Genomic DNA, 24,351 nt, shown 5'->3' on the forward strand with positions numbered 1-24,351 from the left:
ACCCTTGTAGGAGAGCGAGGCTTGCCCGCGAAGGCGGCCTCAAAAACAACACTTTTCTCAATACTCAGCCCGCGCCAACCGGTTGTAATGGCTGATCAGCGAATCATACCCACGCGTCACCGCATAAAAGTCATCGCTCAATCGCTGCGGTTCGGCTTTGTTCTGCCAATCCTTGTGCAAGGTGTTCAACGCATTCAGATACTTCTGCGTCGGCCTGGCAATATGCGACCAGAGATAACTCGGCACTTCGTTGCGTTGTTGCGTTTCCGGCAATTGACGTCGGATGAACTGCTGCCGGTAATCCCAGGCCAATTGCAGTTCAGCGGTGGTTTTAGCCAGTGCCTGCGGCGTCAGGGTCCGATTTTTCACGCCCTCGGTGACAAGGTTCAGCGTGTCTCTGGCCTGGATCATGTAAGCCAGCAAATACCAGTGAATGTCCTTGCCCAGACGCGTTTCAATCAGCTTGAGCTGAGCCTGTCGCTGTTCAAGGTCGAGCGATTCGACTTGTTGTCTCAGCGCCGTTGAGGCCGCGAGGTACTGGTCAGCCCTGGGCTGAAATTGCTCGGCAAAATCGGGCGGCAATGCGTAGTTGGTCGGTAAATAGGTGGTTTGCTGGAAAACGCCGATGTTCAGCGTCAGGGGCGTCACCCCCTCCAGCACCTGCACGTAACGGTCAGCCATCAGTGCCAAGGGGCTGTCGTACTCAAGGATGTTGAGTTTCTCGCTGATTTTCTGCGAACAGACATCCCTTTGGGAAAAGGACGCATCACTGAAGCCGCCATCGTCGAAATCATGTTTGTTGGCCATCCAGTCACGCACCGGCTCCACCGGATGCTCCGACGATGTGTAGCGCTCATAAGCAACCCGCCAAGGTACGTCGACCCGATTGAGACAATTGATCACCGGGCTCAACGCATTGGCCTGCGCGGTGACGGATGCATCGTGCTTGTCCAGCCACAAGTCGAACGTTGTCAGGGGTTTTCCGATCCCGAACATCCCCAAGGCAATCAGCCCCCAGAAAATCCCCAGGGGGAACATCCATTCCCGATTCATCGCCCGGCCTCCTTGCCATACCACTGCTCATGGTTGGCTGGAGCATTGCATTCGGCAGCGCTGGCCGGCATGCGGCTGCACAAACGTTCGCTCCATTGTTGCAGGCCCTGATTGCGGTTGACTGTGCCTTGGTTGGAGATGACTTTGAACACGCCAAGTAGGACGACCAGCACCAGAACGCCAACGCCCATCAGGCCGTACTTGAAAATCGGGCTGGCCTGTTCCCAGGAGACACGGGGTTTGATCTGGCGCCGGCGTATCAGGCCGACACCGAGCAACGTGCTGGCGTAAACGGCACTCGCCAGCGGACCGTAGACATAACCGAGTCCGGTAGACATGGCCGCGCAAGGCATCAGGTCGCGCAGCACGCCAGGTTGCGGCGGATTGCACCGGGGCAACAGGCGTGCGCTGAGTCGATCATCCAAGAGCCAGAATCGATGGGCGAGTTGATGCATCAGCCAGTTGAGTACCCAACCACCCACGGCGTAAATCACCGACCAGAACACCGCGACACTGATCAAGCTCCCCAGCCGGGCGCCGTCCGGCGCGTATTGAACAAAGGTGCAGATCAGGCAGGCGAGGGCGATGCCCAAGTACATCGGCCAACTGTCGTAGCTGTATTCCCAGTCACGCCAAAAGAACGGTGTGCCGCCCGGCAGGTCTGCGCAGATGTCCGGGTGGTTGGCGTGCAACGCAGAGCTCAGCTTGCGACATTGCACCCAGTCTTCGTCGCGCAAACGTCGGGCGAGGGCGCGGCGCTGACTGAAAGGGCCCGGCGCCAACAGCAAGTGGGCGGCGCGATGCTCCGGCGTGGCGGCAGGTTGCGTGGCCAGCAGCTGATGCCGGGCCAGAAATATCGGCGCTTCACGACGCTCGGCCAAGCGCTTGCGCTGTTCCGACAACTCTACGATTAGCTCTTCGTCCAGTTCCAGTCGCTGCCAGAGACTGAACCAGTGAAAGGTTTCCATCGCCCATTCGAGCAGTGTTTCGCACGTTTCGAAGTGTTCAACGCAATGCCTCAGCACCGCATCTTCCATGACGTCCACCGCGCCATGTTCGACGGCGGTGGCATGACGTCGTTCGAGCTCGACACGGCTGACACCCTCCAGCGAACGGGTAACCAGTTGCAGCGTGTCGACTTCCACGACCGACAGCCCGGTCAGGTCCCACGGGGCATCGTCGCCCGAGTTCTCCTCGCGCAATTGCTCCCACTCTTTGATGCTCAGCGCGTGTTCATACGCCTCACGCAAACGCTGAAAACCCTCGGGGTCTTCATCCGGGCGCGTCTGTTTGAGCAGGGCTGCGTATTGGCGTTTGATACTGCGCGTATCGGCATCGGCCGGGAGGCCAAGGATGGTCCAGCAACTCATTGCGTGTGCAACTCCATGAAAACCCGCGACGCGATCCAATAGTGGCAGTTTGATTCTGCGCACCCTACCTGTTTCGCGTCGAAAAGTCCTCTGGTCTTACTTCAAGTCGCCGACAAACCAGCGGTAATACGGATTGCCGCCATCACCGCGCATCACTTCGCGGATGTCCCTGGCCCAGGCGTCCCGGTCACCGTCATAAGCGTGCAGGCTTGCCCGATAGAACTGCATCAGCCGCTGCTGATGGGCGTTCATGCGCTCGATGAACGTTGTGTCGGCATTCAACAGCAACGGTGGCTGACGCAGGTCGAGCAGGGTTGGCAACACCCGACTGATTTCCTTGGCGCGCACCCACGGTGCGTATTCGATGCGCGGTTGGTCGTCGGTCACAGGCAACGCATCGACGGCGAAACCCAAGGGGCTTGCACCGATCACACACAGAGCCAGCAAGGGACGCACTGCAAAAGACCTGCCCATGACTGACTCCGCTTACTGTTTTTGTGAGTTGACGGGAGTCAGCAGCGGCATTTTCCACTGGCGGCTGGCGACTTCCGGTTTTGGCAGGTACAGGCGCAAGACCCCATAGAACGGGCCGTTCGGCGCTGGCAGCCAGTTGCTCTGCAAGTCCTTGTCCGGGGCCTCGTTTTGTAGATAAAGGGTCAGGCCACCGTCGGCGTCGAGCTTGAGCTCGGGCAGCATCCGCGAGTTGATCAGGTAGCGATTCAGCGGGTTGGCCACCAGCAGCTTGTTTTTGCCGTCGTACATCGTCAGCGACCAGAACGCATCGGCCGGGGGCAGGGCGCCTTTGTCGAAATGCAGGGTGTAATCGTGTTTCGAGGCGTCGACCGGCTGACCGTCCTTATCGACGAAATAGCCGATGTAATTCGCCTCTTCGGCCGAGTTGCCGAAAATCCCCATATTGGCGCCGGCGTAGCGGTACAGGTAATTGCCCTTCAGGTGATCGCGGGTGCCAAAGAAGTCGCCGCTGGTGATCTCGTGGGTATCGACCTTGTCTTTTTTGAACTGGGCAAATTCGGCCTTGGCATCGCTGATACCGTCTTCCAGGGCCTGGCGCTGTTCAGACGTGAAGTCGTGCAGCTTGAAAGGCTGCCCGGCTTCGATGCCGATGGTCTTGAAGCGCGCGAGCAGGTCCTTTTCCGCGTCCTGCGCCGGGGCGAAGGCCAGCATGAAGTTCAGGTAGCGGAACAGGTCAGGGGTATCGCTCATGGTCGGTGTGGGTTTCGGCCAGGCGATCTTCGGCGCTTTTGGCGGGGCCTTCTGTTTGACGTAGTGGCTCAGCGTCTCGACCTTGTAGCCTTTCTGGATTTTCTTGACCTTCGCCAGGTCCTTTTCATCCAATAGCTGCGTGCGATACAGGGCGTAGGCGATGTTGGTTTCACTGCGCAACAGGCGATCCATTTTTACGGGTTGCTGCCCCTTCCAGTCGGGGCCTGCGACCATGAAATGCCCGCCGTTGTTGCCCGTGCTGCGGGTGCCCAGGTACGCAAAATTCTGCGTGTAGGCGTCGATCAATTGCACGGAGTAGTAACGGTGTTCATCGATGGGCGGCAAGGTCAGCACCACCGGTTCGGCGCGCAGGTCCATCCAGACGAACGAGTAGGGCGTGTCTGCGTTCGGTGTGACGAACGCGGTGTCCTTGTCGGTGAAGGCTTTGGCGGTGTTGCCGATCCAGTTGAACGGCGCCTTGAAGTTCGCGCTCTTTTTGTCCACGGCTTGGGTGTAGAGGGTTTTGTACATTTCCACCACGGGGAAGCCGTACAGGTAGGCCTCCTTGGCGATGCCTCGGGCTTCTTCGGGTGTCGCGGTGAAGTCGGCCCAGGCGCTGGTGCTCAGGGTGACGGAGAGAACGGTGAGCAACAGGCGACTATTCATAGAGCTTCCTAAGTGAATCCTTGGGCGTCATTCCACGGCCGTGATGTCGTCGAGTGCCGGGCGCGACGGCAGTTCGATCACCAACGGAGCGGTGTAGAGCCTGGGAATGGATTCATGGGCCGGCAGCTCGCCTTCCATCGCAATCTTGCCGATCCGCGTCTCAACATCCTGTGCGCCAACGCCACAACTGACGAACATGGTCATCAGGCTGTAGCCGGCTATGCGAATTGCACTGTGCATACGGAGTTCCTTATTTGCCAAACGTAACGTTGATCCCGGCGAACAGCGTGAACTGTGGCAGGCCATCGCCTTTGCGCTCTACGGTCCACTGCGGTTCGCCGTTCGGGGCGGGGCGCGTGCTGATCGGCACGGTGGCGCGCAGTAATTGCGGCACACCGATGAAGTTGCCCGGGGCAATCGGCAGTGTGCCGCGCAGCAGGAGATCGTTGGTGTGGGCGTTGGTGTCGTAAAGCTTGGGGGTGTAGTAGTCCTGAAGGTTGGCACCGGGTGCCAGGTTCAGCGGGTTGTTACTTTTGTTGGCCGTATCCGCGTTGTCTGCATGGGCGCAAATGGCAGACGCCATTGATGCCGCCCACAAACAGGCGTGCGCTCCCAAACTCTTCGACATGACTCCCCCGTTCCTTCGTGGCTCATTGGGCGACTCGGCACTTGACGGCCGTTACTTCGTAAGCTCTTTCCTATCAGGCCTGTAGGACGCGTCTGTTGAAGTTAGCAGTTAAAGAGGGGTTCGCCAGTCGAAGGGGAAGAATCTTTGGTTTTCTGTGCCCGTTTGCGTGAATCTCTGTGTACTAAAAAGTTAATACTAAACAGGAGGTTGGGAGTGACGGATCGCTGATGTGGCGAGAGGGCTTGTCGGAGCGCCGCCCCCAAAACGTCGCCTGGATCCGCAGTGCTCGATCAGTGCCGATCCTCGGAATAAATCAACTCATATAACTATGTACCGCACCTCACTACTGCTTCATCGACATGCTGTGCCCTACAGACAAGGAGTGACTGTATGGCACAACACACATTTGACGATGGATCATCAGGGAGCGTAGTTATCAGGTCCGGACCGCCCGCTTCGAGTGGTGGTTCTGGCGGAGGTTTCGGTGGCGGCGGTGGGGTTTCAGGCGGCTTTGGTAAAACCAGCAAGAGAAAGAAAAAAGCCCGAAAGCGGGCCATAGAAGCTGATCGTAAGGCAAGGGAACAAGCGAGCGCGCAAGCAGCGGCTCAGGCGCAAGCCGAGGCGGCACATGCTCAGGAACAGGCGCGCATCCAGGCCCAGAATCAGTTTTTTACGGGGCTGGGGCAGCGTTATGACGCCATAAGAGCCGAGGCCGACCGCGGCTTTGCCGACAAGGCCGCACAACTCGCGCCATTGCTTGACCACGAAATCTCAGCATCGCGCCGGCACCATACCTCTGACTCAACCGAGCGCTGGCAGCTTTACCTCATCACCAAAGAAAAAAACGAAATCGACGGGTTGATCGCCCGCAAGACTGCAGAACTCAATGCCAAGAACGCGGTTGCCCGATCATTTGACGGGCACGATCCACTCACCCGCACGACGAGCGATTACCTGACGCGCCTCAGGCAATTCGGTGCAGGACTCAATGACGGCCATCAAATCTGGGAAAACGCCTACAACGCAGCTCATGAAGCGCGACTGCTATCGGCACAGATAAATGCCCTCACGGGTAAATCCAATGCACTGGCCAGGCATCATGCCGAGCAGACCATCGCCTGGCGCGAGCGGGAGGCCGTCTGGGAGGCTCAGCGGCAATTCGCTGAGCAGCGCGAAGCGCGAGTCCGCTTCAAGCAGCAGGCTGATGAAGATGTTCGTGTCGAACGGGTCAGGCACGCCAACACGCTGACGGCTCCGGTAACTTCGGTGGCCGCTGGCGGAATGTTTTTGACTCGAGAAAGCGTGTTGGTTGCGCAAGACGTCGCCGCTGCGCTTGAAAGGGCTGTCCAGGCTGCCATCGACACCCTTATCGATGCCGGGCGCATCGTAGCCAGGACGGGGCCAGTATTTGTCACTGCAATGGTTTATTCGCCAACCCTTGGCAATGGCGAATTGACTGCGGAACAACGCCGGCGTTTGTTCCAAGGCATTGGTGTCCCGGTCAAGGCACTGGGCCTTACTGACAGTCGGGCGCTGCAATCAATCGCAGAGGCGGGTGGTTCGGTGGAGGTTGCGTACCGGCTCAAACCCGAAGCCGTGCCGGAAGGTACCGCGATCATCGTTACCAGCACCGGTGGTGAGGTGGATGCTCATGTGCCGGTCATCAATGCCGTAATTGACCCGCTGACCGGTGTCTACAGCGCCGAAGTCCCGGGTTCACCGCGACGACTCCTGCAGTTCACAACCGAATCCACACCTCAAGTCGCCACTTCCGGCCAAGCCGGGCTGGCGGTGACGACACCGCAGATCCTGGACATCCCGGCAGGTGTCGACTTGCGCATTCAGGATTGCATCGTTTGCGTGCCGGGCCAGCCGCCAATCTATATGTCCTTCAACCTGCCGCCCTTGGGCTCAGGCGTCGTCATCGGGACCGGTCAACCTGCTGCGAATGATTGGTGGAAAGCTGCAAGCCTGGCGCAGGGTGCGGCCATTCCCGTGCAGATCGGCGATCAATTTCGCGGCCGGGAAATCCCGTCGTTCAGCGCCTTCGATGAAGCGCTGTGGCGTACGGTTGGCGAACACCCGGTGCTTGTCGCCCAATTCGATGAGGTGAACAAAAAACGCATCGAACAAGGTTTCGCGCCGTATGCGCCGAAAAGTACCTGGGTCGGTGAACGACGTGAATTCGAACTGCGTTATCAGGAGCGGGCAGAACTCGGCGCGAACCTCTTCAATCTCGACAAAATAAGCATCACCACACCGCAAAGCACCCAAGGTCGGCCGGGGATCGTGCCGGCGGTTATCCCCTGGCCGGTTCGGCCGATTGGTGGTGGTACCTGGACCCCGTTGGTTCCACCCGGCATCGAACATCTCGGGCCAACGACCTCGCCGGTCTCACCATCGATCCCCGCGGTTTATCCCGGCGCACCAATCATCCCGGTCCTACCGCAAAACGAGACGTTTCCGGCTGTTGACGAAGGGCAGATTGGTGCCAGTATTCCTGGGTATCCGGCGGACATGGAATTACCTTCGCCGGATGTTCTGTTTTTTGATCGGCGAGACGATCCGGGTGTGGCGACAGGGGTTGGACAGTCGGTTTCAGGAGTATGGTTGGGAGAAGCCTCTCGAGGGGAGGGAGCGCCTATTCCTTCGCAGATCGCTGATCAGTTAAGAGGGAAGGAATTTCCTAATTTCCATAGATTCAGGGAGGCATTTTGGAAGGCAGTTGCGGCTGACGTAAGTTTAAGTACTCAATTCAATGCCACAAACTTGAGGTTTATGCGCAAGGGCGCTGCACCTTTCCCTATCGCAAACGATCAGTACGGAGGTCGAGTAAAATTTGAACTCCATCACCAATTGGAGGTTGCGCAGGGAGGTGCTGTGTACGGCATGGAAAACATTGTCGTGATGACACCGAGACGACATGTTCTCGTGCATAAAGGAGGTAAGCAGCTATGAAAAACTACTCACGTCTTGAAGATTACACAGAGTCTGAGTTTATGGACTTCCTCAGAGAACTTTTTAATGGTGGAGAGAGCTTAACGGCGGACGAGTTTGATAAATACATGATTGAACGCGTCAAGCATTTCGAGGTGATCACCGAACACCCAGACCGATCAGACGTCATTTTCTATCCCAAGGAGGGTCAGGAGGACAGTCCCGAAGGGATTCTGAAAGAAGTCAAGAAGTGGCGAGCAGCCAACAATAAACCTAGCTTCAAACCCGAGTGACTTGCCGCCATTGACTAACTGGCATCTGTTCATAACGAAATGAGCAGATGCCATTGTTTTCTGCAGTTTGCCCAATAGACACAAGGAAAAACCAAAGATGGAACTTAGACCAACTCTCAAGGATTACACCGAGCCGGAATTCCAGGCGCTGTTCAACAAGATTTTGGCCGTTGATTTATCCAAGCAAGATCATGACCGGCTGATCAATCATTTCGACCGGATCGTCGGGCATCCCAACGGCGCGGACTTGCTGTTTTACCTTAACGACAAAGTCAAATTGAATCGCGTTGGATCGGTTGTGCTTTTCGTCAAGGACTGGCATCACAAGCGGGGTGTCGCAGCATTTAAGGACGAGCATGTTTTAGTATCGACTCCGCTGGTGCAGTCAAGCCATGCCGCCCGGAACCTGGCCGAGGTACAAAGGATCGCTGCAGGCGCGGACGAATCGGAACGGGCTGTCGAAACGGCGTTCGGCTTTTTCGAACAAGGTATCCAGCACTTACGGAGTCAGCTGAAGGTCCACCTGAGTATCCCTGAGCAGGAAACAAACAGCCGGACTCTGGAAATTGCCCAGTATGAAACTGTTATAGCAATCAGTAAGTTCGAACGCTGGAAAATGCGTATGGAATTTGCCACAAGCGATGCTTCGCGCAACCTGACCTATGCCCGGTCCGAGCAAGCGCTGTGGCAGAGCATCGTGCTACAGATCAACTCGACACACGACCGGTACATCGCGCAATTGGCCGGCATTACCCAACGCCATCGCGTTCTGCATGACGAGGCCGAAGTGTTGTTGATAGCGGCGCAGAATCAATTGATTCGCTCACGTCATCTGACAGGGGCCGGTCCGGCTCAGGCTGCCTGTACGATCACTGCATCATTGGCTTTTGCCGATAAACGCCCCGATGTTTTGCTTGAAAGCGGGCCATCGGCATTGTTGGTGTCACAACAGATAGAGCTGCAAAAAGCGATTCGCTCGGCCGTTGCAGAATTTACCTGGCAGAACACCTCAGGCGAACCCGCCGATGAGATCCAGCGCGCTGCGGTGTTGCACTTCGAGTTTTCCAGCCGCGTAGATAAGCAGGTTTACGGTCTCAGCGTTCCCCTGGCTGAGCTTCTACCAATCGAAGGACTGGATTGGCAAAGTCTGGCGTCGAGCAGGGCTGAGGTCGACGTTCCGTACAGGATGAGCACCGCCGTGGTCCCGGCAAAACCCAGAGCGATGTTCCAGGGATTACGCGAAATCAAAACGCTGTCACAGGTTCACATCACACCGTCCAAAGGCAGTCATCCGGCATCCGGAGTTCGGGTCAGAGCAGCACAACATAATGAGCGACTGAATACTTTCAGTTTTACGGCTGATGACGCCGCACCGATCACTGTTTACTGGTATGCCCCGGTCACTCTGGAAGCTAGCCCACCCGTTTCTCCAGCCCCATGGCGTCGTTTGGGTTTTGTTCGATCGTCTTCGGTGCCGGTACTTGAAACTTCGATGGGAGACGTCCGGTTCGACGACTACATCGTTGTCTTCCCCGTCGAGGCAGGACTGGACCCGGTGTACGTCATGTTCAGAGATCGGCGCGAATATCCTGATACGACAATCGCTGAAGCAAGGCCTTAGGCCCTACGTCGAACACAACCGGCTGTTATCAGAAAAACAAAGGAATGTCGCTTTCTATGCCTGTACTGGAACTCACCACGCTGATTCCCAACCGAACACCCGAATTTGTCCTCGACTTCTGTCTGGAGGGCCTCAACTTCCCGAAGATTTTCCCCGAGCGAGTCTCGCTGCTGAGCGACATCGACTTGAGTAACCTGCGTATCGAAGCCGGCCGACAATTCTGCTTTCGGCACTGGATGTTCAATTGCATTCCGGCGAGCTGGACGGTGGTAATACGCGAGGTCGGCGAGCATCATTTCATCGACGAAATGCTCAAAGGTCCGATGGCTGCCTTCCGACATGAACACAGGGTTGCGGCCAGCGACGGCGGTACGCTGTACACTGATCGGGTGACTTATTCGGCGATTGGCGGTGCACCGTTGGAATGGCTGGTGGTTAATGCCTACATGCGCCGAATCTTCCATGCTCGGCACTGCAATATGCTGCGCTTGCTCGGTTAACGGCGCCTGTATGCAGACCTGTGGGAGCGAGCACGCTCGCTCCCACAGCGCGTCAACGGTTCTTCATCTGCTCGCGAATCCGTTCTTCCTGCTCGCGCAGCTGCGGCGTGAACTCCTCGCCGAAATCCTCCGCCCCGTATATCGGGCGAATCTCGATCTCTGCTTCGGTGCCCGGCATCGGATTGGGGCAGCGTTTGACCCACTCGATCGCTTCCTCTTTCGACTTGACCTCCCAAATCCAGTAACCGGCGATCAGTTCCTTGGTTTCGGCGAACGGGCCGTCGATGACCGTGCGTTTTTCGCCTGAGAATCGCACCCGCGCGCCTTTGCTGCTCGGTTGCAGACCGTCGCAGTCGATGAGGATGCCGGCCTTGGTCAGTTCTTCGTTGTAATTGCCCATCGCGGTCATCAGTTCCTCGGTGGGCATCACACCGGCCTCGGAGTCCGGGCTGGCTTTTACAATGATCATGAATCGCATGGTCTTGTCTCCGCTGGATTGTGGGTGATTCATCGTCTAGTCGAATAACCGTGGCCTGAATCGACAGGCGATGTATGAAATGTGGTGGCGATGGCTGCCTTTCGTCATGAATGCCGGGTGGGGGCGGGAGAGGGCGGTACGCTGAACCGACCGTGTGGATATACGCCGGATTTTCGAGGCGCGGCACCGCAATATGCTGCGGTTGCTGAGATAGTCGGCACGCATCCGACCCGGTGGGAGCAAGCACGCTCCCACAGGTTTTTGTGTCGTTTGGGGGAGTTGTATCCAATTGAGGGGGCGACACTTCACAATTTGTATCCGGGCATAGGTCGTCGGACCATTTCGTGGTTAACTTCGGCCTCTTCAAAATTCTCCACAACAACGTCAGAAGGACTCCGTTCATGGCTCAAGTCACTCTTAAAGGCTCCCCGGTTCAAGTCAACGGCCACCTGCCACAAGCCGGTTCCAAGGCGCCAGCCTTTTCCCTGGTTGCCGGCAATCTGTCCGACGTGACCCTGGCGAACTTCGCCGGCAAGCGCAAAGTGCTGAACATCTTCCCAAGCGTCGACACCCCGACCTGCGCCACTTCGGTGCGCAAGTTCAACGCCCAGGCCAACGACATCGCCAACACCGTGGTGCTGTGCATCTCCGCTGACCTGCCGTTCGCTCAAGCACGCTTCTGCGGCGCCGAAGGCCTGGACAACGTCCAGAACCTGTCGACCCTGCGCGGTGCCGAGTTCATCGAGAACTACGGTGTGGCTATCGCTGACGGCCCGCTCAAAGGCCTGACTGCCCGTGCCGTCGTGGTGCTGGACGAAAACGACAACGTTCTGCACAGCGAACTGGTCAAGGAAATCGCTGAAGAACCGAACTACGAAGCGGCACTTGCCGTTCTGAAGTAAGTAGCTATTACAATTGTTAACGGCCTGGCCCTGTCCAGGCCGTTTTCATTTGTGATTCAGAGTCTTGGCAAAACATCCTGTTACGTAAGCCGAAGGTAAATTGCCGGTAAAGGCGCTTTGCTTAATACCCACCAGTGCTTATCGTTCAGCCTCCTGTAGAAAGAAGCTCACGCGCCCAATGGTTGATCATTCCATGCAATCCTCCGCTTCCCGTAATCCTCGTCGCTGGCTGCTCGGCCTGCTTGTCCTGTTGGTCATCGCTGGCCTGTGCTGGAAATTCTGGCCTGCCGGCACTGCCCACAAGGACGGTGCTGCGCCCAAAGCCGTGGCCGGCCACACCGGCAAGTCAGGGGGGATGCGTCCAGGTTTCGGCGGGGCGACCGGGCCGATCCCGGTGCGCGTGGCGCCGGCGGTCAAGGGTGATTTCCCGCTGTACTACAAGGCGCTGGGTACCGTTACCGCGCTGAACACCATTAATGTGCGCAGTCGCGTTGGCGGCGAACTGATGAAGATCTCCTTCGAAGAAGGGCAGATGGTCAAGGCTGGCGACCTGCTGGCCGAAATCGACCCGCGCCCTTACCAGAACGCCTTGCTTCAGGCCGAAGGCACCTTGCTGCAGAACCAGGCACAGCTGAAAAACGCTCAAGTCGATGTCGAGCGTTATCGTGGTCTGTTCAAGGAAGACAGTATCGCCAAGCAAACCCTGGACACCGCCGAAGCACTGGTCGGTCAGTACCTGGGCACGGTCAAGACCAATCAGGCAGCGGTCAACGACGCCAAGCTCAATCTCGAATTCACCAAGATCCGCGCCCCGATTGCTGGGCGTGTAGGCCTGCGGCAACTGGACGTCGGCAACCTGGTGGCCGCCAACGACACCACGGCGCTGGCGATCATCACCCAGACCCAACCGATCAGCGTCGCCTTCACCTTGCCGGAAAACAGCCTCGACGTCGTGCTGGCCCGCTATCGCACCGGCGCCAAACTGCCCGCCGAAGCCTGGGACCGTGGCGACACCAAGTTGCAAGCCACCGGCGTCTTGCAGAGCCTGGACAACCAGATTGACGTGACCACCGGCACCTTGAAGTTCAAGGCGCGCTACGAAAACCGTGATCAGGCGCTGTTCCCCAACCAGTTCGTCAACGTCCACCTGCTGGCCGACACCCTCAAAGACGTAGTGCTCGCACCTTCGGCGGCGATTCAGTTCGGCACCAACGGCACCTTCGTCTACGCCCTGGACGGCGACAAAAAAGTCGCGATCCGCCAGCTGAAAGTCGGCGCCAGTGACGGTGAAAACACCGTGATTACCGAGGGCCTGGCCCCTGGAGATCGTGTGGTCCTCGAAGGCACCGACCGCCTGAAGGAAGGCAGCGAAGTGGAAGTGGTCAACGACACCAAGGACGTACCGACCACCCCGACTGGCCACCTGCAAGGTAAATCGGCGGCCAGCTCGACTGAGCCGGCCGCCGCCGACAAGGCGAAAAAGGGCGGCGCATGAACATCTCGCGGCTGTTCATCCTTCGCCCGGTCGCCACCACGCTGAGCATGCTGGCCATTATCCTGGCCGGCGTGATCGCCTATCGGCTGCTGCCGGTGTCGGCATTGCCTCAGGTGGATTACCCGACCATTCGCGTCATGACGCTGTATCCCGGCGCCAGCCCGGATGTGATGACCAGCGCCGTGACTGCGCCGCTGGAGCGTCAGTTCGGGCAGATGCCCGGCCTGACCCAGATGGCGTCGACCAGCTCCGGCGGTGCCTCGGTGCTGACCCTGCGGTTCAGCCTCGACATCAACATGGACGTTGCCGAGCAGCAGGTGCAGGCCGCAATCAACGCCGCGACCAATCTGCTGCCCAAGGACCTGCCGGCGCCGCCGGTGTACAACAAGGTCAACCCGGCGGACACCCCGGTGCTGACCCTCGCCATCACCTCCAAGACCATGCTGTTGCCCAAGCTCAATGACCTGGTCGACACGCGGATGGCGCAGAAAATCGCCCAGATCAGCGGCGTCGGCATGGTCAGCATCGCTGGCGGCCAGCGTCAGGCGGTGCGGATCAAGGTCAACCCGGAGGCCTTGGCGGCCAATGGCTTGAACCTGTCGGATGTGCGCACCTTGATTGGCGCGTCCAACGTCAACCAGCCGAAAGGCAACTTCGACGGCCCGACCCGGGTGTCGATGCTCGATGCCAACGATCAACTGACCTCGCCCAAGGACTACGCCAATCTGATTCTCGCCTACGCCAACGGCGCGCCGTTGCGCCTCAAGGACGTGGCCGAAATTGTCGACGGCGCCGAGAACGAGCGGCTGGCGGCGTGGGCCAATGAAAACCAGGCGGTGCTGCTGAACATTCAGCGTCAGCCCGGCGCCAACGTCATCGAAGTGGTCGACCGGATCAAGGCCTTGCTGCCGAGCATCACGGATAACCTGCCGGCCGGCCTCGACGTCACGGTCCTCACCGACCGCACCCAGACCATCCGCGCCTCCGTCACCGACGTGCAACACGAATTGCTGATCGCCATCGCGCTGGTGGTCATGGTCACCTTCCTGTTCCTGCGGCGGGCCAGCGCTACGATCATTCCGTCAGTGGCCGTGCCGCTGTCGCTGATCGGTACCTTTGGCGTGATGTACCTCGCCGGGTTCTCGGTCAATAACCTGACCTTGATGGCCCTGACCATCGCCACCGGTTTCGTGGTGGACGATGCGATCGTGATGCTGGAGAACATTTCCCGGTTTATCGAAGAAGGGGACAGTCCCCTCAATGCCGCGCTCAAGGGCGCCAAGCAGATCGGTTTCACCCTGATTTCCCTGACCCTGTCGCTGATTGCGGTACTGATTCCGCTGCTGTTCATGGCGGACGTGGTGGGGCGCCTGTTCCGCGAATTCGCCATCACCCTGGCGGTGGCGATCCTGATTTCCCTGGTCGTGTCCCTGACCCTGACCCCGATGATGTGCGCACGCTTGCTCAAGCGTGAACCCAAGGAAGAAGAACAGGGCCGGTTCTACCGGGCCAGCGGCGCGACAATTGATTGGATGATCGCGGCTTACGGACGCAAGTTAAAGTGGGTTCTCAAGCATCAACCGCTGACGTTGCTGGTGGCTATCGGCACGTTGGCGCTGACTGTGGTCCTTTACATGGTCGTGCCCAAAGGCTTCTTCCCAGTGCAGGACACGGGTGTTATCCAGGGAATTTCCGAGGCGCCGCAGTCGATTTCCTTTGCGGCGATGAGCGAGCGTCAGCAAGAACTGGCCAAGGTGATCCTGGCCGATCCGGCGGTGGAAAGCCTGTCGTCCTACATCGGCGTCGACGGTGACAACTCGACACTGAACAGCGGTCGCCTGCTGATCAACCTCAAGTCCCACAGCAACCGCGACCTGAGCGCCACCGAAGTGATCGCCCGCCTGCAACCGGAACTGGACAAGCTGGTCGGCATTCGCCTGTTTATGCAGCCGGTGCAGGACCTGACCATCGAAGACCGGGTCAGCCGCACGCAATACCAGTTCAGCATGTCGTCGCCGGATTCCGAGTTGCTCAGCCTGTGGAGCGGGCGTCTGGTGGAGGCACTGGCGCAACGGCCGGAATTGACTGACGTCGCCAGCGACCTGCAGGACAAGGGGTTGCAGGTCTATCTGGTGATCGACCGCGATGCGGCGTCACGGGTGGGTGTGTCGGTGTCGAACATCACTGATGCGTTGTACGACGCCTTCGGCCAGCGGCAGATTTCCACCATTTACACCCAGGCCAGCCAGTACCGTGTGGTACTGCAATCGCAGTCCGGCGAGAAAATCGGCCCGGATGCGTTGAACCAGATTCACGTCAAGACCACCGACGGCGGACAAGTGCGACTGTCCAGCTTGGCGCACATCGAGGAGCGCCAGGCTCAACTGGCGATCACCCACATTGGCCAGTTCCCGGCGGTGATGATGTCCTTCAACCTCGCACCCGGCGTGGCACTGGGGCATGCGGTGGAAATCATCGATCAGGTGCAGAAAGACATCGGCATGCCGATTGGCGTGCAGACTCAGTTCCAGGGCGCAGCCGAGGCGTTCCAGGCCTCGTTGTCGAGCACCTTGCTGCTGATTCTGGCGGCGGTGGTGACCATGTACATCGTGCTCGGCGTGCTCTATGAGAGTTACATCCACCCGATCACCATCCTCTCGACGTTGCCCTCGGCAGCGGTCGGCGCCTTGCTGGCGTTGCTGTTGAGCGGCAACGACCTGGGGATGATCGCGATCATCGGCATCATTTTGCTGATCGGCATCGTGAAAAAGAACGCGATCATGATGATCGACTTCGCCCTCGACGCTGAACGCAATCAGGGCATGGACCCGGAAACAGCGATCTATCAGGCAGCGCTGTTGCGTTTCCGACCGATTCTGATGACCACGCTGGCCGCCTTGTTTGGTGCGGTGCCGTTGATGCTGGCGACCGGTTCCGGCGCGGAATTGCGCCAGCCGTTGGGTCTGGTGATGGTCGGCGGTTTGTTGCTGAGTCAGGTACTGACGCTGTTCACCACGCCGGTGATCTATCTGTATTTCGACCGCCTCGGTCGACGCTGGGGCCGCAAGTCTGAAGCCGCGGAAGCGGTAGAGCAGCCATGAACCTGTCCGGACCTTTCATCAAGCGCCCGGTTGCGACCATGTTGCTCAGCCTGGCGATCATGCTGCTGGGCGGCGTGAGCTTCGGCCTGTTGCCGGTGGCGCCGTTGCCGCAGATGGACTTCCCGGTGATCGTGGTGCAGGCCAGCCTGCCCGGCGCCAGCCCTGAAGTGATGGCCTCGACCGTGGCCACGCCGCTGGAACGCTCCTTCGGCGCCATCGCCGGCGTCAACACCATGAGCAGCCGCTCCAGCCAGGGCTCGACCCGGGTGATTTTGCAGTTCGACCTGGACCGCGACATCAACGGCGCGGCGCGGGAAGTGCAGGCGGCGATCAACGCCTCGCGTAACCTGCTGCCGAGCGGGATGCGCAGCATGCCGACCTATAAGAAGGTCAACCCGTCCCAGGCGCCGATCATGGTGCTGTCGCTGACCTCCGACGTACTGGAAAAAGGCCAGCTCTACGATTTGGCCTCGACAATCCTGTCCCAGAGCCTGTCCCAGGTGCAGGGCGTGGGCGAAGTGCAGATTGGCGGCAGCTCCTTGCCGGCGGTGCGCATCGAGCTCGAACCCCAGGCGCTCAACCAGTACGGCGTGGCCCTGGACGATGTGCGCAACACCATTGCAAACGCCAACGTGCGCCGGCCGAAAGGCTCGGTCGAAGACGGCCAGCGGCTGTGGCAGGTGCAGGCCAACGATCAACTGGAAAAAGCCAAGGATTACGAGTCGCTGATCATTCACTACGCAGACGGCGCCGCACTGCGCCTGAAGGATGTGGCCAAGGTCAGCGACGGGGTAGAGGACCGCTACAACAGCGGCTTCTTCAACAATGACGCGGCGGTGCTGCTGGTGATCAACCGCCAGGCCGGTGCCAACATCATCGAGACGGTCAACGAAATCAAAGCGCAGCTGCCGGCATTGCAGGCCGTGCTGCCGGCCAGCGTCAAGCTGAACCTGGCGATGGACCGCTCACCGGTGATCAAGGCGACCCTGCACGAAGCGGAAATGACCCTGCTGATCGCCGTGGCACTGGTGATTCTGGTGGTGTTCCTGTTTCTCGGTAACTTCCGCGCCTCGCTGATTCCGACCCTGGCGGTGCCGGTGTCGCTGGTCGGCACGTTTGCGGTGATGTACCTCTACGGCTTCTCCCTGAACAACCTGTCGTTGATGGCGTTGATTCTGGCTACCGGGCTGGTGGTGGACGACGCCATCGTGGTGCTGGAGAACATTTCCCGGCACATCGACAAAGGCGTGCCGCCGATGAAGGCCGCCTACCTCGGTGCTCAGGAAGTCGGCTTCACCTTGCTGTCGATGAACGTCTCGCTGGTGGCGGTGTTCCTGTCGATCCTGTTTATGGGCGGGATTGTCGAAAGCCTGTTCCGCGAGTTTTCCATCACGTTGGCGGCGTCCATCGTGGTCTCGCTGGTGGTTTCGCTGACGCTGACGCCGATGCTCTGCGCTCGCTGGCTCAAGCCGCACACACCGGGGCAGGAAAACCGTTTGCAGCGCTGGAGTCAGCGGGCCAACGAGTGGATGGTCGGCAAATACGCGACCAGCCTCGATTGGGTGTTGCGTCACCGCCGGTTGACCTTGCTCAGTCTTTTCGTGACAGTTGGCGTTAACATCGCGCTGTATGTTGTTGTTCCTAAAACATTTATGCCGCAGCAGGACACCGGCCAGCTGATCGGTTTTGTGCGTGGCGACGATGGGCTGTCGTTCAGCGTCATGCAGCCGAAAATGGAAATCTTCCGCCGCGCCGTGCTCAAGGACGACGCGGTGCAAAGCGTCGCCGGTTTCATCGGCGGCACCAACGGCACCAACAACGCCTTCATGCTGGTGCGGTTGAAACCGATCAAGGAACGCAACATTTCCGCGCAGAAGGTCATCGAACGCTTGCGCAAGGAAATGCCCAAAGTCCCTGGCGCGCAATTGATGTTGATGGCGGATCAGGACCTGCAATTCGGTGGCGGTCGCGAACAAACCACCTCGCAGTATTCCTACATCCTGCAAAGCGGCGACCTGGGTGATTTGCGCGAGTGGTACCCGAAAGTCGTCACCGCGTTGAAAGCGTTGCCGGAGCTGACGGCGATCGATGCTCGTGAAGGTCGCGGCGCGCAACAGGTGACCCTGATCGTCGACCGCGATCAAGCCAAGCGCCTGGGGGTCGACATGGACATGGTCACTTCGGTGTTGAACAACGCCTACAGCCAGCGGCAGATTTCGACGATTTACGACAGCCTCAACCAGTACCAGGTGGTGATGGAGGTCAATCCGAAATACGCCCAGGACCCAATCACGCTCAAGCAGGTGCAAGTGATCACGGCCGACGGCGCACGGATTCCGCTGTCGACCATTGCCCACTACGAAAACAGCCTGGAAGACGACCGGGTCAGCCATGAAGGCCAGTTCGCGTCCGAAAGCCTGTCTTTCGACATGGCCGACGGGGTGACGGTGGAGCAGGGCACGGCCGCGATTGAGCGGGCCATCGCCAAGGTTGGTCTGCCGGAAAGCGTGATTGCGAAAATGGCCGGCACCGCCGATGCCTTCGCTGCCACCCAAAAGAGCCAGCCATGGATGATTCTCGGCGCGCTGGTGGCGGTGTATCTGGTGCTGGGTGTGTTGTATGAAAGCTACATCCATCCGCTGACCATTTTGTCGACGTTGCCGTCGGCCGGGGTCGGCGCGTTGCTGTCGATCTATGCGCTGGGCGGTGAGTTCAGCCTGATTTCGTTGCTCGGGTTGTTCCTGCTCATCGGCGTGGTGAAGAAAAACGCCATTCTGATGATCGACCTGGCGCTGCAACTGGAGCGCCATCAGGGCCTGGAGCCGCTGGAGTCGATTCGCAGCGCCTGCCTGCAACGTCTGCGGCCGATTCTGATGACCACCCTGGCGGCCATCCTCGGCGCCTTGCCCTTACTGCTGAGCCGTGCCGAAGGCGCGGAAATGCGTCAGCCGCTGGGCCTGACCATCATCGGCGGGCTGATCTTCAGCCAGGTGCTGACCCTTTACACCACCCCGGTGGTTTACCTCTATCTCGATAAACTGCGCCATCGCTTCAACAAATGGCGTGGGGTGCGTACCGATGCTGCTCTGGAAACTCCGCTATGACTGACCGTTCGCTTATCAATCTGGCCACGCCGTTGGCGGCGGCCCGGGGCTCGCGTTTGCTGAGCCTGGCGCTGTGCGTGGCGATGCTCAGCGCTTGCGCTGTCGGCCCGGACTACCAGCGCCCGCAGGCCGCTGCGCCGGTGCAATACAAGGAAGCCGCCGGCTGGCGTCAGGCCAGCCCGAGTGATGCCCTGGCCCGTGGCGCCTGGTGGGAGTTGTATGGCGATCAGCAGCTCAATGGCCTGATCGAAAAACTCAACAGCTCCAACCAGACCGTCGCCCAGTCCGAAGCCCAGTACCGTCAGGCCCAGGCCTTGGTGCGCAGCGCCCGCGGTGCGTTTTTCCCAACCGTGGACCTGACCGTCGGGAAAAACCGCTCCAGCCAGGGTACCGGCAGCAGCAGTTCGAGCCTGACCAGTTCCTCCAGCGGTATTCGCGACACCTACACCGCGCAGGCCGGGGTCAGTTGGGAAGCGGACATCTGGGGCAAATTGCGTCGCGGCCTTGAAGCCGACACTGCCAACGCCGAGGCCAGTTTTGCCGATCTGGCAGCGATGCGCCTCAGCCAGCAATCGGAACTGGTGCAGAACTACCTGCAACTGCGAGTGATCGACGAACAGAAACGCCTGCTGGAAGCGACCGTCGAGGCCTATCAGCGCTCGCTGAAAATGACCGAAAACCAGTACCGCGCCGGCGTCTCCGGCAAGGATGCGGTGGCCCAGGCCCAGACCCAGCTCAAAAGCACCCAGGCGGACATGGTCGACCTGATCTGGCAACGCGCCCAGTTTGAGAACGCCATCGCCGTATTGATCGGTCTGCCGTCAGCCGAGTTCAGCCTGGCCGAATCCAAGAACATACCGGCGTTGCCCGAAATACCGCTGAGCCTGCCTTCGCAGTTGCTCGAGCGCCGCCCGGACATCGCTTCCGCCGAGCGTTCGGTGATGGCGGCCAACGCCAACATCGGCGTGGCCAAGGCTGCCTACTACCCGGACCTGACCCTGAGCCTGAACGGCGGTTATAGCAGCAGCACGTATGCCAACTGGATCAGCGTGCCGAACCGCTTCTGGTCGGTGGGGCCGCAACTGGCCATGACCTTGTTTGATGGCGGCCAGCGTTCCGCCGAGGTCGATCGCAGTGAAGCGGCCTACGACGAAACCGTCGCCAAGTACCGTCAGACCGTGCTTGATGGCTTCCGCGAAGTAGAAAACTACCTGGTGCAGCTCAAGGTGCTGGAAGACGAAGCCGGTGTGCGACAGGAAGCGCTGGATGCCGCGCGTGAATCCCTTCGCTTGACGCAAAACCAATACAAGGCCGGGGTGATTGCTTACCTGGGAGTGGTGGTGGTCCAGGCCACCGCGTTGAATAACGAACGCAGCGTGTTGAGCCTGTTGCAGAGCCGCTTGATCGCCAGTGTGCAGCTGATTGCGGCGCTGGGCGGTGGTTGGGATGGCGCGCTTCAAGTGAGCGAAAACAAATAGCGCGGCTGTTGTAGCAGCTGTCGAGCCCGCGAGGCTGCGTTCGGCGACGCAGTCGTCGTAAAACCTGCGCATGCGGTCTTCCTGAAACACTGCGTCGCCTGATTTCACGACGACTTCGTCGCCGAACGCAGCCTCGCGGGCTCGACAGCTGCTACCAACGATTGCTTGAGTCATCGGGGAGTCAAACAAGCGTTTCATCGGTTTGATGGCCATCTGATTACTTTGTCAGTGCGTTCTTGTGTGCAATCAGTACAATCGCCCAATTTGCCCTCCCGAGAACGGAAGCAGTACGGTGGGGTGATCGCGAGAAGTCACATGCTCATTGGTAGCTATTCACCCACGCTGGTTATCATTTCGCTCTGCGTAGCGATTCTCGCCTCCTATACCGCGCTCGACCTGACCGAGCGCATTTCCACGGCCAAAGGCCGTGCCGTGTTTTTATGGACGGCGGGCGGTGCGTTTGCCATGGGCGTGGGCGTGTGGTCGATGCACTTTATCGGCATGCTCGCGTTCACACTGCCGATCGATCTGGGATACGACTTCACCCTCACGGCACTCTCGCTGCTGACCGCGATCCTGTCCTGCGGTTTTGCCCTGTGGCTGGTCAGCCAGCCACGGCTGCCGACCTGGCAACTGGCGTTCGGCGCGTTGATCATGGGGGCCGGGATCAGTGCCATGCACTACACCGGCATGGCCGCCATGCACATGCAGCCGGGTATCGATTACGACCCGACGCTGTTCGGAGCGTCACTGCTCATCGCAGTCGGCGCTTCCGGCGCCGCGTTATGGATCGCCTTCCGCCTGCGTCAGCACACGCCGTATGTGGGCCTGTTTCGCGCCGGTGCTGCGGTGATCATGGGCATCGCCATCGTCGGCATGCACTACACCGCCATGGCCGCGGCGCGATTCCCGGACGGCAGTTTCTGTGGCGCCGCCATCAGCGGCTTGAACGGCAAAGGCCTCGACAACCTGGTGCTGATCACCACGCTCGCAGTGTTGAGCATCGCCTTGTTGACCTCGGTACTCGATGCACGTCTTGAGGCCCGCACCGCTGACCTGGCGCGCTCGCTGACGGAAGCCAACCGCGAACTGACCCAACTGGCCCTGCACGACACCCTGACCGGTCTGCCCAATCGCATGTTGCTGGCCGACCGCATCGAGCAGGCCATGTCCAAGGTTCAGGAGCAGGGCGGTTGTTTTGCGCTGATGTTCATCGACCTCGACGGCTTCAAACCGGTGAATGATGCGTTCGGCCACCACATGGGCGATCAGTTGTTGCGTGAGGTCGGTTTGCGCCTGCGCGAGGACATGCGCAGTCAGGACACGTTGGCGCGAATTGGTGGCGATGAGTTCGTGCTGCTGGTGCGGCTCAGTGAGCCAAATGACGCGTTGAGCCTGGCGGCACGTCAAGTCGGGCTGATCGGCAGCTCGTTCCGGGTCGCCGAACATGAGCTGCAGATTTCCGCCAGCCTCGGCATCGCGCTGTATCCGGGCAATGGCCAGACTGCCCAGGAATTGCTGATGAACGCCGATGCGGCGATGTACCACGCCAAGGGCGCCGGGAAAAACGGCTACAGCTTCTTCGACGCCTCGATGAACAGCAACGCGCGCAAACAACTGCAATTGCTGCAGGATTTGCGCAACGCCCTCGATCAGCAGCAGTTCAGCCTCTATTACCAGCCCAAGTTCGACGCCGGCAACGGCCGCCCAGTGGGCGCCGAAGCGCTGCTGCGCTGGGAGCATCCGACCCAGGGCATGCTGCTGCCGGACAAGTTTATCGATCTCGCGGAAAGAACCGGCCTGATCATTCCCATTGGCGAATGGGTCCTGAACGAAGCCTGCCGCCAGATGCGCGAGTGGTACGTGCTCGGCTACACCGACTGGCGCATCGCGGTGAACCTCTCGGCATTGCAGTTCTGCCATGCAGGCCTGGTCAAGAGCGTCTCCAAAGCCTTGACCACGCATCAGCTGCCGGCCAATAGCCTGACCCTGGAAATCACCGAAACCACCGCGATGAGCGATGCCGATGCGAGCATGACGGTGCTTCAGGAACTCTCGGAAATGGGCGTCGACCTGTCCATCGACGACTTCGGCACCGGCTATTCGAGCTTGATGTACCTCAAGCGCCTGCCAGCCAACGAACTGAAGATCGACCGCGGTTTCGTCCGCGATCTGGAACACGACAGTGACGACGCGGCCATCGTGTCAGCCATCGTCGCCCTCGGCCAGGCGTTGGGCTTGCGCATTGTGGCCGAAGGCGTGGAGACCGGTGTCCAGCAAGACTTCCTGACCAAACTGGGCTGCGATTCATTGCAGGGCTACCTGCTCGGTCACCCGCTGCCGGCGGATCGCTTCATGGCCGACATTGTTCGTGAGGAACGAGTGGCGACGGGCGTTATGCCTGTAGCAGCTGTCGAGCCTGCGAGGCTGCGTCCGGCAGCGAAGCTGTCGTGAAATCAGGCGACGCGGTGATTCAGTAAGATTTCATGCGCAAGTTTTACGACGACTGCGTCGCCGAACGCAGCCTCGCAGGCTCGACAGCTGCTACAGAAGATCGCAGCTAGCCGCTACAGGGAAGGCCAATGCGCACAGCGTTGACGGGATCTGTTGATGTGAGTCCATGCAAAAACCGGCAATGGCGGTTACTCTTGGCCCCGACTGCTTACGCGTGAAGGGGGAAAGTCAGCATGGACAAAGTCATTGTCATCACCGGCGGCGGCCGTGGCATCGGCGCTGCAACCGCGCTGTTGGCCGCAGGGCTTGGCTATCGGATCTGTATCAACTATCAGGCCGACGAATCGGCTGCGCATAGTGTATTGGCGCAAGTTCGCGCACTGGGCGCTCAAGCCATTGCCGTGCGCGCTGACGTCAGCATCGAAGACGAAGTGATCAGTCTGTTCCACCGTGTCGACACCGAACTGGGTCGGGTCACGGCGCTGGTAAACAACGCCGGCACCGTCGGGCACAAATCCCGCGTCGACGAAATGTCCGAGTTCCGCATTCTCAAAACCCTCAAGACCAACGTCCTGGCGCCGATCCTCTGCGCCAAGCACGCGATCATGCGCATGTCGCCCAAACATGGCGGGCAGGGCGGTAGCATTGTTAATGTCTCTTCGGTTGCAGCACGTCTGGGCGCCCCGAGCGAATATGTCGATTACGCCGCCTCAAAAGGTGCGCTGGATACCTTCACCATCGGTCTATCCAAGGAAGTTGCCGGTGAAGGCATCCGCGTCAACGCCGTGCGCCCCGGCTACATCTACACCGACTTTCATGCACTGAGCGGTGATCCGGATCGGGTCAGCAAGCTGGAATCGGCAATCCCGATGGCCAGGGGTGGACGGCCGGATGAAGTGGCTGAGGCGATTATCTGGTTGCTGTCGGACAAGGCTTCTTATGCGACCGGGACTTTTGTTGATCTTGGCGGCGGGCGTTAACCCCCAAGATTCGTATTGCTGGAGCTGGCCTCATCGCGAGCAGGCTCGCTCCCACAGTGGACTGATG

Annotated in this window: 16 protein-coding genes and 2 pseudogenes; 11 read left to right on the forward strand and 7 right to left on the reverse strand. The window is 59.5% G+C overall.

Annotated features, from left to right (window positions below; translation table 11 throughout):
• Positions 1 to 57 precede the first annotated feature (57 nt).
• The 6 genes and pseudogenes from ACA070_RS14630 to ACA070_RS14655 all read right to left on the reverse strand — a co-directional run.
• Positions 58 to 1,053, reverse strand: coding sequence for a DUF3829 domain-containing protein (locus ACA070_RS14630; protein WP_497451739.1), 996 nt, complete (start codon positions 1,051 to 1,053; stop codon positions 58 to 60).
• Positions 1,050 to 2,423 carry a J domain-containing protein gene (locus ACA070_RS14635; RefSeq protein WP_497451740.1) on the reverse strand — a complete coding sequence of 458 codons (1,374 nt, stop codon included), beginning with the start codon at positions 2,421 to 2,423 and terminating at the stop codon, positions 1,050 to 1,052. Before ACA070_RS14635 ends, ACA070_RS14630 begins: the two co-directional genes overlap by 4 nt.
• Before the next feature lie 96 nt (positions 2,424 to 2,519).
• A pseudogene (locus ACA070_RS14640) lies at positions 2,520 to 2,831 on the reverse strand (spermidine synthase); the annotation flags it as partial.
• Between the two features lie 78 nt (positions 2,832 to 2,909).
• A complete protein-coding gene (locus ACA070_RS14645) occupies positions 2,910 to 4,313 on the reverse strand; it encodes a DUF1254 domain-containing protein (protein WP_497451741.1) in 1,404 nt (467 codons plus the stop codon).
• Positions 4,314 to 4,340: 27 nt separating this feature from the next.
• Positions 4,341 to 4,553, reverse strand: coding sequence for a hypothetical protein (locus tag ACA070_RS14650; protein ID WP_497451742.1), 213 nt, complete (start codon positions 4,551 to 4,553; stop codon positions 4,341 to 4,343).
• 100 nt (positions 4,554 to 4,653) lie between these two features.
• Positions 4,654 to 4,896, reverse strand: a pseudogene (locus ACA070_RS14655) (hypothetical protein); the annotation flags it as partial.
• Positions 4,897 to 5,331: 435 nt separating this feature from the next.
• On the opposite strand from ACA070_RS14655, the gene ACA070_RS14660 reads away from it, so the two are divergent.
• From ACA070_RS14660 to ACA070_RS14675, 4 genes are all read left to right on the forward strand, one after another.
• The gene (locus ACA070_RS14660) at positions 5,332 to 7,899 is read left to right on the forward strand and encodes a pyocin-S2/colicin E7-DNase domain-containing protein (protein WP_497451743.1); all 2,568 of its coding nucleotides are present in this window, start codon (positions 5,332 to 5,334) and stop codon (positions 7,897 to 7,899) included.
• Positions 7,896 to 8,171 (forward strand): bacteriocin immunity protein, encoded by a 276-nt coding sequence (locus ACA070_RS14665; RefSeq protein ID WP_497451744.1) that lies wholly within the window; start codon positions 7,896 to 7,898, stop codon positions 8,169 to 8,171. Before ACA070_RS14660 ends, ACA070_RS14665 begins: the two co-directional genes overlap by 4 nt.
• 97 nt (positions 8,172 to 8,268) lie before the next feature.
• Entirely contained in the window at positions 8,269 to 9,792 is a 1,524-nt protein-coding gene (locus tag ACA070_RS14670) for an S-type pyocin domain-containing protein (protein WP_497451745.1), read from the forward strand.
• Between the two features lie 56 nt (positions 9,793 to 9,848).
• Positions 9,849 to 10,292 (forward strand): SRPBCC family protein, encoded by a 444-nt coding sequence (locus ACA070_RS14675; protein ID WP_497451746.1) that lies wholly within the window; start codon positions 9,849 to 9,851, stop codon positions 10,290 to 10,292.
• Positions 10,293 to 10,344: 52 nt separating this feature from the next.
• Here ACA070_RS14675 and ACA070_RS14680 read toward each other — a convergent pair whose 3' ends face one another.
• Positions 10,345 to 10,770 (reverse strand): YciI family protein, encoded by a 426-nt coding sequence (locus ACA070_RS14680; protein ID WP_497451747.1) that lies wholly within the window; start codon positions 10,768 to 10,770, stop codon positions 10,345 to 10,347.
• Between the two features lie 401 nt (positions 10,771 to 11,171).
• On the opposite strand from ACA070_RS14680, the gene tpx reads away from it, so the two are divergent.
• From tpx to ACA070_RS14715, 7 genes are all read left to right on the forward strand, one after another.
• Positions 11,172 to 11,672, forward strand: a complete 501-nt coding sequence (gene tpx, locus ACA070_RS14685) for a thiol peroxidase (RefSeq protein WP_497451748.1) — start codon at positions 11,172 to 11,174, stop codon at positions 11,670 to 11,672.
• A 178-nt stretch (positions 11,673 to 11,850) separates the two neighbouring features.
• On the forward strand, positions 11,851 to 13,167 hold the full coding sequence (locus ACA070_RS14690; RefSeq protein ID WP_497451749.1) for an MdtA/MuxA family multidrug efflux RND transporter periplasmic adaptor subunit: 1,317 nt from the start codon (positions 11,851 to 11,853) through the stop codon (positions 13,165 to 13,167).
• A complete protein-coding gene (locus ACA070_RS14695) occupies positions 13,164 to 16,268 on the forward strand; it encodes an MdtB/MuxB family multidrug efflux RND transporter permease subunit (RefSeq protein ID WP_497451750.1) in 3,105 nt (1,034 codons plus the stop codon). The genes ACA070_RS14690 and ACA070_RS14695 overlap by 4 nt, the downstream gene beginning before the upstream one ends.
• Positions 16,265 to 19,372, forward strand: a complete 3,108-nt coding sequence (locus ACA070_RS14700; protein WP_462027319.1) for an efflux RND transporter permease subunit — start codon at positions 16,265 to 16,267, stop codon at positions 19,370 to 19,372. The genes ACA070_RS14695 and ACA070_RS14700 overlap by 4 nt, the downstream gene beginning before the upstream one ends.
• Entirely contained in the window at positions 19,369 to 20,850 is a 1,482-nt protein-coding gene (locus ACA070_RS14705; protein WP_497451751.1) for an efflux transporter outer membrane subunit, read from the forward strand. Before ACA070_RS14700 ends, ACA070_RS14705 begins: the two co-directional genes overlap by 4 nt.
• A 315-nt stretch (positions 20,851 to 21,165) precedes the next feature.
• The gene (locus tag ACA070_RS14710; protein WP_497451752.1) at positions 21,166 to 23,304 is read left to right on the forward strand and encodes a putative bifunctional diguanylate cyclase/phosphodiesterase; all 2,139 of its coding nucleotides are present in this window, start codon (positions 21,166 to 21,168) and stop codon (positions 23,302 to 23,304) included.
• Positions 23,305 to 23,537: 233 nt separating this feature from the next.
• Positions 23,538 to 24,284 (forward strand): SDR family oxidoreductase, encoded by a 747-nt coding sequence (locus tag ACA070_RS14715; protein WP_497451753.1) that lies wholly within the window; start codon positions 23,538 to 23,540, stop codon positions 24,282 to 24,284.
• Positions 24,285 to 24,351: the final 67 nt, after the last annotated feature.

This window comes from Pseudomonas sp. LBUM1678 (genome assembly GCF_059695575.1).

Bases quoted from the DNA above. Each gene is read 5' to 3' on its own strand.
- ACA070_RS14630 (WP_497451739.1), bottom strand. From the start codon at position 1,053: ATGAATCGGGAATGGATGTTCCCCCTGGGGATTTTCTGGGGGCTGATT.
- ACA070_RS14635 (WP_497451740.1), bottom strand. From the start codon at position 2,423: ATGAGTTGCTGGACCATCCTTGGCCTCCCGGCCGATGCCGATACGCGC.
- ACA070_RS14645 (WP_497451741.1), bottom strand. From the start codon at position 4,313: ATGAATAGTCGCCTGTTGCTCACCGTTCTCTCCGTCACCCTGAGCACC.
- ACA070_RS14650 (WP_497451742.1), bottom strand. From the start codon at position 4,553: ATGCACAGTGCAATTCGCATAGCCGGCTACAGCCTGATGACCATGTTC.
- ACA070_RS14660 (WP_497451743.1), top strand. From the start codon at position 5,332: ATGGCACAACACACATTTGACGATGGATCATCAGGGAGCGTAGTTATC.
- ACA070_RS14665 (WP_497451744.1), top strand. From the start codon at position 7,896: ATGAAAAACTACTCACGTCTTGAAGATTACACAGAGTCTGAGTTTATG.
- ACA070_RS14670 (WP_497451745.1), top strand. From the start codon at position 8,269: ATGGAACTTAGACCAACTCTCAAGGATTACACCGAGCCGGAATTCCAG.
- ACA070_RS14675 (WP_497451746.1), top strand. From the start codon at position 9,849: ATGCCTGTACTGGAACTCACCACGCTGATTCCCAACCGAACACCCGAA.
- ACA070_RS14680 (WP_497451747.1), bottom strand. From the start codon at position 10,770: ATGCGATTCATGATCATTGTAAAAGCCAGCCCGGACTCCGAGGCCGGT.
- tpx (WP_497451748.1), top strand. From the start codon at position 11,172: ATGGCTCAAGTCACTCTTAAAGGCTCCCCGGTTCAAGTCAACGGCCAC.
- ACA070_RS14690 (WP_497451749.1), top strand. From the start codon at position 11,851: ATGGTTGATCATTCCATGCAATCCTCCGCTTCCCGTAATCCTCGTCGC.
- ACA070_RS14695 (WP_497451750.1), top strand. From the start codon at position 13,164: ATGAACATCTCGCGGCTGTTCATCCTTCGCCCGGTCGCCACCACGCTG.
- ACA070_RS14700 (WP_462027319.1), top strand. From the start codon at position 16,265: ATGAACCTGTCCGGACCTTTCATCAAGCGCCCGGTTGCGACCATGTTG.
- ACA070_RS14705 (WP_497451751.1), top strand. From the start codon at position 19,369: ATGACTGACCGTTCGCTTATCAATCTGGCCACGCCGTTGGCGGCGGCC.
- ACA070_RS14710 (WP_497451752.1), top strand. From the start codon at position 21,166: ATGCTCATTGGTAGCTATTCACCCACGCTGGTTATCATTTCGCTCTGC.
- ACA070_RS14715 (WP_497451753.1), top strand. From the start codon at position 23,538: ATGGACAAAGTCATTGTCATCACCGGCGGCGGCCGTGGCATCGGCGCT.